This is a genomic window from Streptococcus sp. 3.1 (assembly GCF_016648915.1).
In the GTDB taxonomy this organism is placed as follows: domain Bacteria; phylum Bacillota; class Bacilli; order Lactobacillales; family Streptococcaceae; genus Streptococcus; species Streptococcus salivarius_E.
Map to the genome: position 1 here is coordinate 102,040 of NZ_JACLQV010000002.1, position 16,379 is coordinate 118,418.

Consider the following 16,379-nt stretch of genomic DNA (forward strand, 5'->3'; position numbering starts at 1 on the left):
AATATTATTTTTCAGCACGTCGTGTGACGAACATGGCATCTCCGAAACTGAAGAAGCGGTAGTGTTCTTGGACGGCGTGTTTATAGGCATCAAGGACGAATTCACGGCCAGCAAAGGCTGAAACCAACATCACCAAGGTTGATTTTGGAAGGTGGAAGTTGGTTGAAAAGGCATCTACGACTGTGAATTGGTAGCCTGGTTTGATAAAGATATTGGTCCAGCCTGAGTCGGCTTGGAGTTGACCATCGTATTTATTGCCGATTGTTTCTAGTGTTCGAATAGAGGTTGTTCCCACTGCAATGATGCGTCCTCCAGCGGCTTTGACACTATTGAGTGTATCGGCAGCGTCTTGGCTGAGGGTGTAAAATTCTGAGTGCATCTCATGTTCGTCGACATTATCGACAGAAACAGGTCGGAAGGTTCCCAGTCCAACGTGAAGGGTGAGGTAGACCAATTTTACACCTTTAGCTTCAATCTTTTGAAGTAATTCAGGAGTGAAATGGAGGCCAGCTGTAGGAGCAGCGGCAGAGCCATTTTCCTTGGCATAGACCGTTTGGTAACGGTCACGGTCTTCTAATTTTTCATGGATATAAGGTGGCAGTGGCATCTCGCCCAAACTTTCCAAGACCTCAAGGAAGATACCGTCGTAGCTAAATTCTACGATTCGACCACCGTGATCTAGTTCCTCAGTGACAGTGGCAGTCAAGCGGCCATCGCCAAAACTGACTTTAGCACCTACTTTAAGGCGTTTGGCTGGTTTGGCCAATACTTCCCATTTATCCCCTTGGGTATTTTTCAAAAGTAGGAATTCCACATGGCCGTGGGTATCAGGCTTTTCACCATATAGGCGGGCTGGAAGCACACGTGTATTGTTCATGACCAAGGCATCGCCAGGGTTAAGCTGGTCGATGATGTGGTCAAAGTGGGTATCAGTCATTTCCTTAGTTACAGGATCAATGACCAAGAGTTTAGAGGCATCACGTTGTTCCAATGGGGTTTGAGCAATCAGTTCCTCTGGCAGTTCAAAATCAAAATCGTTTGTATTCATTTCTTTCCTCGTTTAAAAATGTTCAGCCTTTTTATTATAGCACGATATAGGGCGACCGTCATTAAAGGAGTTGAGTGAAAGCGCTTGACAAAAAGGTTAAAAAAAGAGATAATAAAGAAAATGGTATATACCAATATTGAGGTGAATAGAATGAAAAAGATTTTAGTTAAGAATCAAGTTGAGGGAGGCCAAGTTGCCTTTGATCTTCTTAAAGAGAGCCTTGTAGCAGGTGCTCAAACATTGGGCTTGGCGACAGGTAGTTCCCCTATCGCCCTTTACCAAGAGATGGTTGAAAGTGACGTGGATTTTTCGAAACTTTACAGCGTCAATTTGGATGAGTACGTCGGACTAGCACCAGACCATGAGCAGAGCTATCATGCCTTTATGAAGGCTCAACTCTTTGATGCCAAACCATTTAAGGAGAGCTTCTTGCCTGACGGTATGGCTGAGGATTTGGAGCAGGCGGCTAAGGATTACGATGACGTCTTGGCACAACATGCCATTGACCTGCAAATCCTAGGCATCGGAAGTAATGGGCACATTGGTTTTAATGAGCCAGGTACGCCTTTTGATAGTCAAACTCATGTGGTCGACTTGACTGACAGCACCATTGAAGCCAATAGCCGTTTCTTTGCCAGTCGTGACCAAGTCCCTACAAAGGCTATTTCAATGGGAATTGCTTCTATTATGGCTGCCAAGAAGATTATCTTGTTTGCCTATGGTGACAAGAAGGCAGATGCCATTTTCAAGATGGTCAAGGGTCCGGTGACAGAGGAAGTCCCAGCTAGTGTTTTGCAAAATCATCCAGATGTGACTCTCATCTTAGATGAGGCAGCTGCTGCGAAATTGTAGGAGAAAACATGAGTTACAAAATTTACGACATGTGCTTTTCAAAGGTCTATCCTATGCTAGTGGCCAAGGCAGAGCGGAAAGACAGGAGTCGAGCAGAGGTGGATCAGGTAACTACGTGGTTGACCGACTATTCGTCAACGGCTATTGAGGAGGCTCTATCATCTGAAGTTAGTTACGGAGATTTCTTTCGTCAAGCTCCTGCCCTCAATCCTAAGCGTCATCTGATTACGGGATCCATCTGTGGGGTTAAGTTGACTGAAATTAAAGAACCTCTTATGCAAGATATTCGCTATCTGGATAAGCTAGTAGATGAGCTGGCTAAGGGGAGACCTATGGAAAAGGTAATAAGAAGTTAAGTTATTTAAACTCAGGTTGAGGCATCTGGTACTCAGCCTTTTTCTTTTGTGACAATTCTCCTCCAAACAAATCAATTGCCTAGTCCTCTTTGATAGCGCTATAATAGTTAAGTTGACTTTGACTATCAAACAACAGATATAGATATTTCATAAAGAAAGAGGACATACAATGGCAAAACCTATTCGAGTATTGCTTTATTATAAATACCTTCCCATCGAAAATGCTGAGCAATTTGCGGCTGATCACTTGGCTTTCTGTAAGTCAATCGGTTTGAAAGGACGTATCTTGGTCGCTGACGAGGGAATCAATGGAACGGTTTCTGGTGACTATGAAACCACTCAAAAATACATGGACTACGTTCACAGCCTTCCAGGGATGGAGGATCTCTGGTTCAAGATTGATGAGGAAGAAGAGCAAGCCTTCAAGAAGATGTTTGTTCGTTACAAGAAGGAAATCGTCCACCTTGGTTTAGAGGATGACAACTTTGACAGCGACATTAATCCACTTGAAACTACAGGTGCTTACTTGTCACCAAAAGAGTTTAAAGATGCTCTTTTAGATGAGGACACTGTTGTCCTCGATACACGTAACGACTATGAGTATGACCTTGGTCACTTCCGTGGAGCCATTCGTCCAGACATTCGCAACTTCCGTGAATTGCCACAATGGGTCCGCGACCATAAAGAAGAGTTCATGGATAAGCGCGTGGTTGTGTACTGTACTGGTGGTGTCCGCTGTGAGAAATTCTCAGGTTGGATGGTCCGTGAAGGCTACAAAGATGTTGGTCAATTGCACGGTGGTATCGCAACTTACGGAAAAGACCAAGAGGTTCAAGGGGAGCTTTGGGATGGTAAGATGTATGTTTTTGACGAGCGTATTGCTGTGGATATCAACCATGTAGACCCTGTCGTTGTCGGTAAAGATTGGTTCGATGGCACGCCATGCGAACGCTATGTTAACTGTGGTAACCCATTCTGTAACCGTCGTATCCTTGCTTCAGAGGAAAATGAAGACAAATACCTCCGTGGCTGCTCACACGAATGTCGTGTTCACCCACGAAACCGTTATGTCTCTGAAAATGGTTTGAGCCAAGAAGAAGTTGTCGAACGCCTTGCGGCTATTGGTGAGAGTTTGGATGTAACACCAGCCTAAGTTTAAATAGAGAAGAAGCTGAGAGCAATCTCGGCTTTTTATTTTGCAATTTATTTCTAAAATAATGACATATATATATTGCAATTAGAAATATATAGTGTATAATTAAGATGAAAATAGCTGGTGAACCTAATCAATTTCGACGATAATATCAGATATGATGTAAAGGAGGGGGCATGTGGCAAAGAATTTACGTTTAAAAGCAGCTCGAGCAGAGCATGATATGACCCAGGGTGACTTGGCAGAAGCTGTAGGTGCAACAAGACAAACCATAGGTTTGATTGAAGCTGGAAAGTACAATCCCAGCCTAGCCTTATGCATTGCCATTTGCAAGACACTGGACAGGACCTTGGATCAACTGTTTTGGGAGAATTAGGAAGGAAGTAAAGATGATGAAATTCAAACTGGTTAATAATAAGGTTACAGATGAACGCGAGAAAGCTCTAAATAATAAGGTTGCTGCTGAATGTTATTACATAATGATTGCAGGGACGCTTGTATGCTTGGTCTATAGCTCCTTCTTTAATAGGGGTGCCATCACCTCTAATTACTTGGCCTTTCCAATGTTGATAGCATGGATTTGGTCTATTTATAGATCTGAACGACTTAGTGTTAACACTTTTGGGGGTTCTGGTATGACAGTCCTAGGTTGTTTACTAGTGACTGGGCTTATCACCCTTATGATAATGTCAGCTAACTATCGGTACAACCATGATGTCTATCATAATAATCCCTTGGATCCTAGATATCTCATGGTTTGGCCAATTACTTATATCATATATGCTCCCGTTGTTTTCTTTATGAATTGGTCTATCGTTGCATTGGGAAGATATGAGAGAAGACGTCTCGAAAAACAGCTGGACGATTTGGAGAATGAAGAATAAATAGTGATAGAATCAGACTGTTCTGTTTGGTCTGATTTTTTTATGTTATAATGGGTCCTAAAATTAAGGAGGTCACGTATGCTACTAACTGAATTTGATGCGAATAGACAAGCGATTATCAATCCCGAGGACTTGAATGAGCCTCTTGAGGGGTTTCCTAAAATAGCTGTGTCCTGTTTTTCTCGTTCGACCTTTCAACGAATGCTTGAGATGTTTCCCCATGAACTTATCTATGAGACGTCCATGGCGAATGTGGCTATTCCGATTTATAAGCTTGTTATTGCTGAGCAGGAGTTGGCTCTTTTTAATGCACCTGTAGGCGCCTCTGCCTGTGTGGCTATTTTAGAGGATATTTTTGCCTTGGGAGCTGATAAACTTGTACTCTTTGGGACTTGTGGTGTTCTTGATGAAGATATTAAAGAGACTTCTATTATTATTCCTAGTCATGCCCTTAGAGATGAAGGGACGAGTTTTCACTATGTGGAAGCCAGCGATGAGATTGCGGTAAATGTGGGTGTTTTAGACCGTTTTCGTTCCTATCTCAATGAACGTCAGATTTCTCATAAGGAAGGCAAAGTTTGGACAACTGATGGCATTTACCGTGAGACGAATGGTAAACTCAAAGCTCGAAAGGCAGCAGGAGCCATTTGTGTGGATATGGAGTGTTCTGCAGTTGCAGCTTTAGCAAAGTTTAGAGGTGTTGAAATCTGTCATTTCTTCTATGCTGCAGACCACCTTTCTGAAGGTAATTGGGATGCCCGTAACTTGATGAATCATGCAGATTTGGATGAAAAGGACAAGGTAGCTTTATTAGCTTTGGAGTTTGCGTGTGACTGGAGTAAACCTTAAAAAATCCTACTTTTCAACCTTCTTATTTGTAATTATTCTAAATAACTGCTATAATATTTTTTAGAATGATTCTAAATAAGGAGTGAATAAATTGGAAGATAAGAATTTTGCAGAGCGTTTAAATATTTTGAGAGCTGGTGTTTTAGGTGCCAATGATGGAATCATTTCCATTGCGGGAGTGGTTATCGGTGTGGCTAGTGCGACATCAAACATCTGGTTTATTTTGATTTCTGCCTTGTCAGCCATTTTTGCCGGTGCCTTTTCGATGGCAGGTGGCGAATATGTCAGTGTCTCAACGCAAAAAGATACCGAAGAAGCTGCCATCGCTAAGGAACAAGCTCTCCTGGATCGCTCACCTGAAGCAGCTAGAGAGAGTTTGTACCGAACCTTCCTCAGTCAGGGGGATTGCGAAACAGCAGCCGAAGTCAAGGTCAATCAAGCCTTCAGTAAAAATCCTATTAAGGTCTTGGTTGAGGAAAAATATGGAGTGGACTTGGATGAAATTACCAATCCATGGCATGCTGCCGTATCTAGTTTCTTTGCTTTTTCGGTTGGTTCCTTGCCACCAGCACTAGCTATCATGCTTTTCCCAGAGCCTTACCGTATTCCTGTAACAGTGGTCGTGGTTGCACTGACTTTGCTCTTGACTGGCTATATTAGTGCCAAGCTCGGAAAAGCACCTATTAAACAAGCTATGTTGCGTAATTTGACAGTAGGACTCTTGACCATGCTTGTGACCTTCTTGGTTGGGCATATCTTCCATGTGAATGTGTAATTGTTAGTAGTATAAGTCTACCTTTTAGGTAGGCTTTTTTAGTCTGCTAGACCAAGCTTATCCGTGGTACAATAGGGTTATGCGTTTAGATAAATTATTAGGACAGGCAGGCTATGGTTCCCGCAATCAGGTTAAGAAGCTCATTCGTAGTCGTCAGGTGTATGTGGATGGTATCTTGGCGGATCGAGATAATCTTAATGTGGATGCTAGTCTTCAAACTATCACGGTTTCTGGTAAGGAACTGGAGCATACGCCAGAAGTTTACTATCTCATGAATAAGCCAGCAGGTGTAGTGTCAGCTCGAAAGGACAAGGAACACCAGACAGTCATTGATTTGATAAAGCCTGAAGATAAGAGAGACGGTCTCTATCCTGTGGGTCGATTGGATAGAGATACGGAGGGTTTGGTGCTGATTACTAACAATGGGCCTCTGGGCTTTGCCATGCTTCACCCCCGCTATCATGTGGCTAAGACTTATTATGTTGAGGTCAATGATGTTCTTGGACCTGATGCACCTGAATTTTTTGAGTCAGGTGTTGTCTTTGAGGATGGTACTGTTTGTAAACCAGCTCAGCTAGAAATTCTAAATTCTGCGAGTGACAAGAGCTGTGCTAGAATTACGATTTCAGAAGGTAAGTTTCATCAAGTGAAAAAGATGTTTTTGGCTTATGGCGTCAAGGTGACCTATCTTAAGCGTATTTCTTTTGGAGAGTTTAAGCTTGATGAAGGGTTAGCAGTAGGATCCTACCGAGCGTTAACGGAAGCGGAAAAAGCAATCTTACGTACTTATCTTGGCTAGCAGCCCTATGTGGCTTAAAGTGCGATAGGGACTTTCAATCTCCTGATAGGTCCATCCTATCACTAGGATTAATACTGTAAGGCCCATAAGGACGGACTTTTCTAGGGGTATAAGTAAAACTTATGACATTCTATAAGTTTTTTTAATTTTTCAAGCCTTGTTTCTGGTGGTATGATGATATCAATTCGATTGAGAACTTAAGCAAGTTAGGAGCAATGAGCAGGTCTAATCAGAAAGGGAGGTTCATTATGACAGAAGCATTTTATGATCATTTAGCAAAGACACGTCATCAGATTCACCAACATCCAGAGGTTTCTGAGGAGGAGCATGAGACGACAGTCTTTTTGAAAGGTTATTTGAAAAATCTAGGTATTGAGCCTTTAAATTATCCCTTGAAGACGGGACTCATCGCTGAGATTGGGTCAGGTCATCCGATTATTGCTTTGCGTGCTGATATTGATGCCCTACCGATTAAGGAAAAGACAGGACTTCCTTATGCCAGCGACAATGGGGCTATGCATGCTTGTGGTCATGACTTTCACCAGACCTCTCTGCTTGGAGCTGCTCAGCTTTTAAAAGAAAGAGAAGCAGAGCTTAAGGGGACCGTTCGATTGATTTTCCAACCAGCCGAGGAGAATTTCCAAGGGGCCTATCAGGTCATTGAAGCGGGTGGTATTGACGGTGTGTCAGCTATCATCGGTTATCACAATAATCCTCACTTGAAACCGGGTCAGATTGGACTTCGTTCAGGTGCTATCATGGCTGGTGTGGAGCAGTTTAGGGTTGATGTTAAGGGTGTTTCTTCCCATGCTGCCCGTCCTGATTTGGGTGTAGATACGGTCTTGGTCACTACGACTATCATCAACAATTTACAGCAGATTGTGGCCCGTACGGTATCGCCTTTTGAATCAGCAGTATTGTCAGTTACTCATATCGAAGTTGGAAATACCTGGAATGTTCTTCCAGCAGCAGGCTTTTTTGAAGGAACGATTCGTACCTTTGAGCCTAAGGTTCGTGAAGATGTCATTGCTCGTTTTGAAAAGGTCGTTCAGGCGACAGCAGACCAGTTTGGTGCTCAAGTTGACATTACTTGGGGCAATTCGCCTTACGTGACCTATAATGACCAGACACTCACACCTCTCATCTTTGAAAATTCTAAGGCCTTCGCAGAAGTGATTGACACCTTGCCATCAACAGGGGGCGAAGACTTTGCGGCTTATCAAAAGGAAATACCAGGAGTCTTTGCCTTTATTGGCTCAAATGGTGAGGAGAATGCACCAGACTGGCACCATGATGATTTCCTTGTGAAAGATGAGGCCTTGCCAGTAGCTGTTAATTACTATGTGGAAAACGCCCTCTTCCTACTTGACTATTTTAAGGAGCAATAAAAATAACCATTCCCTTAATCGGTATTACTAGTAATGAAAAACCTGTCGAAGAAGGAAGCCCCATTTATAGGTGTTCAGTGGCATCCCGAGTTCCTCTTGGGGCATAAGCAATTGAAAGACCAAGGACTCTTTGATTATTTTGTTAAGAGTTTTAAATAAGGTTTTAGGACTTTACATTGGTCCCACTTTTGAAATTGAAAAGGAGGACGTTCCTAAGGAGAAATATTCTTTTGATCATTTAGTTTACACTTAAGAACCCAGCCGCTTGGTTGGGTTCTTTTGTCATATTTTAGAAGCAAAATTTCAGGACTTAAAAAGGGGTGAGAATTTTTCACTTGCTATTTTTGAGCTTTTTAGATAAAATGAAAGCGTTATCATTTCAAAAATAGATAGGAAGTGGTTAAGTCATCTTTATGATGTTTTACCTTATAACTTCCGAATAAGGAGAAACGTATGTTAATTGGTATTCCAAAAGAAATCAAAAATAACGAGAACCGTGTGGCTCTAACGCCTGCTGGGGTGCAAAGTCTTGTAGCTAAAGGTCATGAAGTCCTTATTGAAACCAATGCAGGTCTTGGCTCTGGTTTTACTGATGCAGACTACGAAAAACAAGGTGCCAAAATTGTTGCAACTGCTGCTGAAGCATGGGCAGCTGAGCTCGTAGTTAAGGTTAAGGAGCCTCTTGCTGCAGAATATGGTTTCCTTCGTGAGGATCTCTTACTCTTTACCTACTTGCACATGGCAGCAGCTCCAGAATTGGCAGATGCTATGGTCAATGCTAAGACAACAGGTGTGGCTTACGAAACAGTACGTAGCCAAGAAGGTCACCTACCACTTTTGGTTCCAATGAGTGAAGTTGCAGGACGTATGGCTGTTCAAATCGGTGCGCATTTCTTGACTAAACAAGAGGGTGGCTCTGGTGTTCTCCTAGGTGGTGTGCCTGGTGTTCCTAAAGGTAAAGTAACGATTATCGGGGGTGGTGTCGTAGGGACACACGCAGCCCGTATCGCTCTTGGACTTGGAGCTCAGGTGACTATCCTTGATATCAGTGCTAAACGTTTGTCTGTCCTTGAAGAGGTCTTTGGTAGTCAAATTCAAACGCTCATGTCAAATCCGTTCAACATTGAGGCAAGTGTTCGTGATGCTGACGTGGTTATCGGTGCAGTTCTTATCCCAGGGGCAAAAGCACCGAAACTCGTTACTGACGATATGGTTAAACAAATGCGTCCAGGTTCTGTTATTGTTGACGTTGCCGTTGACCAAGGTGGGGTTGTTGAAACTGCGGATCGCGTGACCACTCACGATGAGCCCGTTTATGAAACACATGGTGTCCTTCACTATGCCGTTGCCAATATCCCAGGAGCTGTGGCACGTACATCAACCATTGCCCTTACTAATGTCACTTTGCCTTATATCGAAGCCCTTGCAGGAAAAGGATTCAGAAAAGCCATTAACGACGACGAAGGTCTTCGTCAAGGGGTTACAACCTACCAAGGTCATATTACTAGCAAACCGGTTGCAAAGGGCTTAGACAGAGAGTATACATCAATTGATGAATTGGCATAAATAGATTATTTAGCATAAACAAAGAGGAGTCGCACCATGATTTGGTTGGCTCTTTTTTTGTGGTCTGAGACAAGAAGTGAATCATTTTTTTGCTAGTTGAGGGGGTGAGTACTTGCAAAGGATGGATTTTTTTCTAATTTTGGTCTTATTTTATGCTATAATGAGTAGAAATATTAAGGGGAGTAATGAGTATCTATAATGCTTGCCATTAGGAGGTTTTATCGTGGCCAATCATATTCGCGTTTTCACAGCAATTATTTTCTCTCAGCTTGTCGTCTTTTATTTTGGTCTTCAAATGGATGTATCATTGTCCGAGCTTATACTTACAGTAGTTGTGGCATCCCTGGTTGAGATTATTTATCATGTGAGGCTTGTTCGTAAGATAGGAGCCAATATTTCTTTTGAAACTTTTTGGAAAAATTGTGACCAACTTTTTAGAAAAAATGCTGTGCTGTTGGCTATTTTAGTTTGTGACCTACTTATTTTTAAAGGTGGGGATTTCATGGCCTTCATTCTTTGGCAAGTTACCTTTGTTGTCTTGGTAAGTATTATCATCATGGCATCAAATAATGCCCCGGACGCATGATAATACTTAAATCTTACAATGAAAGTGTGTAGATAATGTTTACCATTCAAAGAAATCATTTGTCAGACCAGGGCGTTGACTATGTCACCTTTGGTCGAGGAGATAAAGTTCTCGTTATCATTACGGGATTAAGTTTGCAACGATTAGGTGATATGTCCAACCTGACTATTTACTCACTATTTTATCGATACGCTAGGGAGTACAAGGTCTATATTTTTGATAGAAGGGACCACATCGAAGAAGGCGTTTCTATTGAGGATATGGCGGATGACCTCTATCAGTCCTTTCAAGAATTACATATTGATAATGCTTCTATCATAGGCATATCACAAGGTGGTATGATTGCTCAGCTGTTTGCTATCAAGTATCCTCAAAAGGTGACTAGTCTGGTGTTAGCTCTGACATTCTCTCGAAATAATGCTATTAGTAGAGAAACCATCAGAGGGTGGATAGAGATGGCAGAAAATGGTGATATGGATAAGCTCAATAAGGATTCGATGAGTAAATCATTTTCGTCACCTGTTTTAAAGAAATTATATGTGATTAACAGATTATTTTTGAAGTCTGTAAGCAAGGAAAAACGTCATCGCTTTGTTGGTTTAGCCAAGTCAATTCTTGAGTTTGACTGCTATAAGTCGCTTGGTAAAATCACTTGTCCGACCCTTGTTCTGGGAGGCAAAAACGATTTAGTTCTGGGTGTGGATGGCGCCAGGGAGCTGGCAAATGGCATTCCAAATGCTTCCTATCACGAATTTGACAAACTAGGACACGCGGCCTTTATTGAAAGTAAGCAATTTAATAAAATGATATTAGAATTTCTGCGAAAGAATGCTTAGGTAGTGGACTGATAGAAACCTATTAAAATAGAATGAGAAAGGGGTTACAGTGGAGCTTGTAGCCTCTTTTTATTTTCGGTTCAATTGTGTGCAGTCTGAAAAATTAAATGATAGAATGGCAATAGATAGGAGGATACAGAAATGTTGAACTATGATTTGATTGTTATCGGTTTCGGTAAAGCCGGTAAAACTCTGGCTGCTAAGATGAATGCAGCTGGTAAGAAAGTTGCTGTCATCGAGCGAAGTAAGGCTATGTATGGTGGTACTTGCATTAATATTGCGTGTATCCCAACTAAGACTATGATTGTTGCAGCTGAGAAGGGCTGGTCTTTTGACGACACTATGAAAGAACGTGGTGCGGTGACTGGTCGTCTTAATGCTAAGAATTATAAGATGTTGGCAGACAATGGCGTTGATGTCATTGATGCAGAGGCACATTTTGTGTCAAATAAGGTTATTGAAGTAGTGGCTGGTGATGATCGCCAAGAGCTAACAGCTGAGACTATTGTCATAAATACAGGTGCTGTGTCTAATGTCTTGCCTATTCCTGGTTTGACAACAACTGAGCATGTCTACGATTCAACTGGTATTCAAACCCTTGAAGCCTTGCCAAAACGTCTGGGTGTCCTAGGTGGTGGTAATATCGGTCTTGAATTTGCTGGCCTTTATAACCGTTTGGGAAGCCAAGTGACTGTCTTGGATGCTGCGACTAGCTTCTTGCCACGTGTGGAGCCATCTATTGCTAAGTTGGCCAAGGAATACATGGAAGAGGACGGCATTGTCTTTGAGCAAGGTGTTAAAACTTCTGAAGTTAAGAATGACGGTGATGAAGTTGTCGTTGTTACTGACAAAGGTGAGTTTCGTTTTGATGCGCTTCTCTATGCGACAGGACGCAAGCCTAATATCGAACCCCTTCACTTGGAAAATACAGATATTGCCTTGACTGAACGTGGCGGTATTCAAGTTAATAAGCATTTGGAAACAAGCGTTCCTGGTGTCTTTGCGGTGGGGGATGCTAATGGTGGTCTCCAATTCACTTACATTTCACTAGATGATTTCCGTATTGTCTTTAATTACTTGACAGGGGATGGTAGCTATAACCTTGAAACACGTGGAGCAGTTCCAACAGCCATGTTCCTCAATCCACCTTTGGCACAGGTTGGCCTTACTGAAGACCAAGCCAGAGCAGCAGGTGGACCAGTTGCTGTCAAGGAACTTCCAGTTGCTGGCATGCCTCGTGGTCATGTTAACGGTGACTTGCGCGGTGCTTTCAAAGCTGTGGTAAACCCTGAAACTAAGGAAATCTTGGGAGTGACACTCTTTGGTCAAGAATCTCATGAAATTATCAATCTAATTACCCTAGCTATGAATCATCACATTCCATATACAGATTTGGCTAAACAAATCTTTACTCACCCAACTATGGCTGAGAACCTAAATGATTTGTTTGCGATTTAACATGAAAAGAGCCGAGAGGCTCTTTTTTTATGTAGAAGAAAAATTTTTTAAGACTTTCCTTAGGTGGGTCGTCAGCGACCTTCTTAGAAGCTCTATGACTAATTTTTGAAACTATTAAGTTTCAGAAACTTTTCTCACAGCGGAAAGTCTTGTAAAAAGTAAATCTCAAATCATAGTTTAATCTATTCGATAAATTCTATAGAAATGTTTGGCCATATTGTATTCCAATTTTTCTTTTTTACTCTCTCGTTATAGACCGTTTGTCGTTCTTTATCTGAAAAGTAATGTGGTGTGGGAGAGACTCTGAAGTTAACTAAATCGTCTATTCCAAAGGGAATAAAAACCTCTAGTTCCTGATTGTCATTTAGTCTAGCGGCTATGGCAGTACATTTTTCGGGAAATTTTAAAACAGCATCGGTAGAGCTGTCATACTTTTCAGTATTAGGGCTATGTATATTCATATAATACTGATTTTTTATTTCCCAATTGTATTTAGGATACCTTCTCTTTATTTGATTTTCTATTTCAACAGTTTGTTCATATGATATATTTTTATCAAAGAAAATGACATCGATATCTGAGAAATTGATATTTGAAGATGTATTTCCGGTACTTAAGTAGTCCCAAATATAATTGCGTATAGTTCCAGCACAAAGCCAACAGTCATTTAGTTGGAAAGAGTGGATAATCTTTAATAGTGCCATTAGTTCGGAGCTCTGTTTAATTAGTTTTTCGACATTAATCATTTTAAAACCTCATTGGTATTGTACTAGTTTAAGATAGAAATATCAAAATAAGATTGTATCTCTAATGTAAAGCGACACTCTAGGTTAGATGTCGCTTTTTTTGCGCTTTGATGATAAGATAGAAGTGCTATAAGAAAATTCTTTAGATTGGTACTCTTTGTCTCCTTTGAATCCATGATTGACCTTGAGTCACCACTAGAATCTGTATGAAAAATCTAGAAAGACACTCGCCTGCAAATTCGTCTGTGAGTGTGTGTAATTTATGACTAAGAAAGTAGGAGTGGGCAAAGCTCACAGTAAGATTATTTTGATGGGGGAGCACTCGGTCGTTTATGGTCATCCTGCCCTTGCCCTCCCTCTTAAGGATATTGAGGTTGTCTGTCAGATTCAGGCGGCTGAAACTCCTTTGACGCTCAAGGCTCAAGATCCCTTGACGACAGCGATTTTTTCAGCGCTTAATTATCTGGAAATCAAGAATCAGCCTATCAGCTATGCTATTAAGTCTAGTGTCCCTGAAAAGCGTGGCATGGGTTCGTCTGCGGCTGTAGCCATTGCGGCAATTCGAGCGGTCTTTGATTATTTTGATCAGGAGCTTAGCCAGGAGACCTTGGAAATGCTAGTCCATCAGGCGGAGACCATTGCCCATAGTAAACCTAGTGGTTTAGATGCAAAGACCTGCTTGAGTGACAAAGCTATTAGCTTTACGCGTAATATCGGTTTCAAGGAAATCGAGGTCAATTTAGGTGCCTATCTGGTCATTGCTGATACGGGTATCCATGGAAATACCCGTGAGGCCGTGGAAAAGGTTGAGGCTATTGGTTTAGATGCCTTGTCAGATCTCAACCAACTGGGCGAATTAAGTCAGAAGGCAGAACGTGCCCTCAAAGCCAAGGATCAAAAGCTTCTTGGTCAGCTCATGTCTCAAGCCCATAATCACCTTAAATCTTTAGGGGTGTCTTGTGATTTGTCGGATCTTCTAGTAGCAACTGCTCTGGAGCATGGTGCACTGGGAGCCAAGATGTCAGGTGGAGGATTGGGTGGTTGCATTATTGCCCTAACAAGTACTAAAGACCAAGCCCGAACGATTGCTAAAAAACTTCAAGAAAAAGGAGCCGTAAACACGTGGATAGAAAGCCTGTAAGCGTCAAATCGTACGCAAATATTGCTATTGTCAAATACTGGGGTAAGGCGGATGCGGAGCGTATGATTCCTTCAACCAGTAGTATCTCACTGACTTTGGAAAATATGTATACGGAAACCAAGTTATCTTTTCTGCCTGATGATGCGACTGGTGATGTCATGTATATCGATGATGAGCTCCAAGGGGAAAAAGAAACAACCAAGGCCAGCAAGGTTTTAGATCTCTTCCGTACTAATCCAAACCAACATGTCAAGATTGAAACTTGGAACAACATGCCAACAGCGGCGGGTCTATCCTCAAGTTCCTCAGGGCTTTCTGCCCTAGTTAAAGCAGCTAACGAGCTCTTCCAAGTCGGAAAAACGCAGTCTGAATTAGCTCAAATTGCCAAGTTTGCTTCAGGTTCGTCATCACGTTCCTTCTTTGGACCATTGGCAGCTTGGGATAAGGATAGCGGTGAGGTTTACCAAGTTGAAACAGGCCTCAAATTGGCCATGATTATGCTGGTTTTAACAGATCAAAAGAAACCCGTATCAAGCCGTGATGGTATGAAATTGTGTACCGAAACATCGACCTCTTTCCCAGAGTGGATTAAACAGTCTGAGCAGGATTACAAGGATATGTTGGCTTATCTCAAGGCTAATGATTTCCAAGCGGTCGGTGAGCTCACTGAAGCTAATGCTCTTCGTATGCACCAAACAACAAGTACGGCTAACCCTCCATTTTCATATCTAACGGAAGCCTCTTATCAGGCTATGGACAAGGTTAAGGCCCTCCGTGCCTCTGGTGAGCAGTGTTACTTTACTATGGATGCAGGACCAAATGTTAAGGTGCTCTGTCTGGAAGAAGACCTAGACCGCCTAGCAGACCACTTCCGTAAGGACTATCAGGTCATCGTTTCACGCACTAAGGAGTTGCCAGATGCCTAAGCAGTCGGTCAATCAGGTCACAGTAAAAACAGGTGGGAAACTCTACATTGCTGGAGAATACTCAGTCTTAACAGCTGGGCAGACAGCCCTAATCCAATTTATTCCTATTTTCATGTCAGCAGAGGTCAAGGAAGCACAAACTACCCAGTTGTCCTCAGACATGTTTGACTATAGTGTTAGTCGTGAGCCAGCCGCAAATTACGCCCTCATTCAAGAGTCTTTGAATACTTTTGAGGCCTTTTGTGGTGAGAAGTTACCCGCTCTGGACCTTTCCATCACTGGAAAGTTGGAACGAGATGGGGTTAAATTTGGTATTGGTTCTTCGGGTTCTGTTGTGGTATTGACCCTCAAGGCCTTGGCAGCAGCCCTTCAGAAAGACTTATCCAAAGACATTCTCTTTAAGCTAGCTAGCTACACCCTCCTCAAGCAGGGAGATAATGGTTCTATGGGAGATTTAGCTTGTATCGTATACGAGGATCTGATTTCCTATCGTTCCTTTGACCGTGAAAAAATAGCAGAGCTTATAGACCAAATAACTCTATCAGAGCTTTTGGAAAAAGACTGGGGCTATCGTATCAGTCCTGTAGTGCCAGTTCTCAAAGCTCACTTTTTGGTGGGGTGGACCAAGCAAGCTGCCATTTCAAAAGACATGGTTAAGATGGCTAAATCTCGCATATCAAGCAAGTATTTAAGTGAAACAGAAGTTGCCGTCCAAGATGCCATCAAGGCTCTGGTAACAGGAGATAAGAACTTGCTTAAGGGCAGCCTTCAAACTGTCAGTGACCAGTTGGAATCACTTAGTCCAGATATTTATGTGGACAAGCTGAAAAAACTCAAAGAAGCTGAGCAAGGCCTAGATGCCATTGCTAAGTCCTCTGGAGCAGGAGGTGGCGACTGTGGTATCGCCTTTGCCTTTGACCAAGCAAGCCGAGATAGCCTAGTTGATCGCTGGCAACAGGAAGGTATAGAGCTCTTGTATGAGATTTAGGGATCAGCTAAGTAGACATTATCACGCA

At 42.2% G+C, this 16,379-nt stretch carries 18 protein-coding genes; 16 read left to right on the forward strand and 2 right to left on the reverse strand.

The window, feature by feature from the left end; all coding sequences use genetic code 11:
- Nucleotides 1-4: 4 nt before the first annotated feature.
- A complete protein-coding gene (queA, locus tag H7U02_RS01770) occupies nucleotides 5-1,048 on the reverse strand; it encodes a tRNA preQ1(34) S-adenosylmethionine ribosyltransferase-isomerase QueA (RefSeq protein WP_201041601.1) in 1,044 nt (347 codons plus the stop codon).
- Nucleotides 1,049-1,198: 150 nt separating this feature from the next.
- On the opposite strand from queA, the gene H7U02_RS01775 reads away from it, so the two are divergent.
- From H7U02_RS01775 to H7U02_RS01835, 13 genes are all read left to right on the forward strand, one after another.
- Entirely contained in the window at nucleotides 1,199-1,900 is a 702-nt protein-coding gene (locus tag H7U02_RS01775; protein WP_022496435.1) for a glucosamine-6-phosphate deaminase, read from the forward strand.
- 8 nt (nucleotides 1,901-1,908) lie between these two features.
- On the forward strand, nucleotides 1,909-2,256 hold the full coding sequence (locus H7U02_RS01780; protein WP_073689830.1) for a DUF2200 domain-containing protein: 348 nt from the start codon (nucleotides 1,909-1,911) through the stop codon (nucleotides 2,254-2,256).
- 169 nt (nucleotides 2,257-2,425) lie between these two features.
- The gene (locus H7U02_RS01785; RefSeq protein WP_107372706.1) at nucleotides 2,426-3,409 is read left to right on the forward strand and encodes a rhodanese-related sulfurtransferase; all 984 of its coding nucleotides are present in this window, start codon (nucleotides 2,426-2,428) and stop codon (nucleotides 3,407-3,409) included.
- Between the two features lie 178 nt (nucleotides 3,410-3,587).
- The gene (locus H7U02_RS01790; protein ID WP_004182985.1) at nucleotides 3,588-3,785 is read left to right on the forward strand and encodes a helix-turn-helix transcriptional regulator; all 198 of its coding nucleotides are present in this window, start codon (nucleotides 3,588-3,590) and stop codon (nucleotides 3,783-3,785) included.
- Nucleotides 3,786-3,798: 13 nt separating this feature from the next.
- Nucleotides 3,799-4,293, forward strand: coding sequence for a DUF6773 family protein (locus tag H7U02_RS01795; RefSeq protein ID WP_107372708.1), 495 nt, complete (start codon nucleotides 3,799-3,801; stop codon nucleotides 4,291-4,293).
- A 78-nt stretch (nucleotides 4,294-4,371) separates the two neighbouring features.
- Nucleotides 4,372-5,142 carry a nucleoside phosphorylase gene (locus tag H7U02_RS01800; protein WP_107372710.1) on the forward strand — a complete coding sequence of 257 codons (771 nt, stop codon included), beginning with the start codon at nucleotides 4,372-4,374 and terminating at the stop codon, nucleotides 5,140-5,142.
- A gap of 91 nt (nucleotides 5,143-5,233) precedes the next feature.
- Nucleotides 5,234-5,917, forward strand: coding sequence for a VIT family protein (locus H7U02_RS01805; RefSeq protein ID WP_107372711.1), 684 nt, complete (start codon nucleotides 5,234-5,236; stop codon nucleotides 5,915-5,917).
- A gap of 79 nt (nucleotides 5,918-5,996) precedes the next feature.
- A complete protein-coding gene (locus H7U02_RS01810; protein ID WP_107372713.1) occupies nucleotides 5,997-6,716 on the forward strand; it encodes a 16S rRNA pseudouridine(516) synthase in 720 nt (239 codons plus the stop codon).
- Between the two features lie 248 nt (nucleotides 6,717-6,964).
- Nucleotides 6,965-8,104, forward strand: a complete 1,140-nt coding sequence (locus H7U02_RS01815; protein WP_155198077.1) for an amidohydrolase — start codon at nucleotides 6,965-6,967, stop codon at nucleotides 8,102-8,104.
- Nucleotides 8,105-8,557: 453 nt separating this feature from the next.
- Nucleotides 8,558-9,670 (forward strand): alanine dehydrogenase, encoded by a 1,113-nt coding sequence (gene ald, locus H7U02_RS01820; protein ID WP_155198078.1) that lies wholly within the window; start codon nucleotides 8,558-8,560, stop codon nucleotides 9,668-9,670.
- Between the two features lie 223 nt (nucleotides 9,671-9,893).
- A complete protein-coding gene (locus H7U02_RS01825) occupies nucleotides 9,894-10,256 on the forward strand; it encodes a hypothetical protein (RefSeq protein ID WP_173018045.1) in 363 nt (120 codons plus the stop codon).
- Between the two features lie 35 nt (nucleotides 10,257-10,291).
- The gene (locus H7U02_RS01830) at nucleotides 10,292-11,092 is read left to right on the forward strand and encodes an alpha/beta fold hydrolase (RefSeq protein WP_201042679.1); all 801 of its coding nucleotides are present in this window, start codon (nucleotides 10,292-10,294) and stop codon (nucleotides 11,090-11,092) included.
- A 141-nt stretch (nucleotides 11,093-11,233) separates the two neighbouring features.
- Entirely contained in the window at nucleotides 11,234-12,550 is a 1,317-nt protein-coding gene (locus H7U02_RS01835) for an FAD-containing oxidoreductase (protein ID WP_155198081.1), read from the forward strand.
- Nucleotides 12,551-12,732: 182 nt separating this feature from the next.
- Here H7U02_RS01835 and H7U02_RS01840 read toward each other — a convergent pair whose 3' ends face one another.
- The gene (locus tag H7U02_RS01840) at nucleotides 12,733-13,296 is read right to left on the reverse strand and encodes a nucleotidyltransferase family protein (RefSeq protein WP_155198082.1); all 564 of its coding nucleotides are present in this window, start codon (nucleotides 13,294-13,296) and stop codon (nucleotides 12,733-12,735) included.
- Nucleotides 13,297-13,558: 262 nt separating this feature from the next.
- Between H7U02_RS01840 and mvk the strand changes: the two genes are divergently transcribed.
- Genes mvk through H7U02_RS01855 form a run of 3 tightly spaced genes read left to right on the forward strand, consistent with a single transcriptional unit; the run spans nucleotide 13,559 to nucleotide 16,351 of the window.
- On the forward strand, nucleotides 13,559-14,437 hold the full coding sequence (gene mvk, locus H7U02_RS01845) for a mevalonate kinase (RefSeq protein WP_155198083.1): 879 nt from the start codon (nucleotides 13,559-13,561) through the stop codon (nucleotides 14,435-14,437).
- Nucleotides 14,419-15,363 carry a diphosphomevalonate decarboxylase gene (gene mvaD / locus H7U02_RS01850; protein WP_173018046.1) on the forward strand — a complete coding sequence of 315 codons (945 nt, stop codon included), beginning with the start codon at nucleotides 14,419-14,421 and terminating at the stop codon, nucleotides 15,361-15,363. The genes mvk and mvaD overlap by 19 nt, the downstream gene beginning before the upstream one ends.
- Nucleotides 15,356-16,351 carry a phosphomevalonate kinase gene (locus H7U02_RS01855; protein ID WP_155198084.1) on the forward strand — a complete coding sequence of 332 codons (996 nt, stop codon included), beginning with the start codon at nucleotides 15,356-15,358 and terminating at the stop codon, nucleotides 16,349-16,351. Before mvaD ends, H7U02_RS01855 begins: the two co-directional genes overlap by 8 nt.
- Nucleotides 16,352-16,379: the final 28 nt, after the last annotated feature.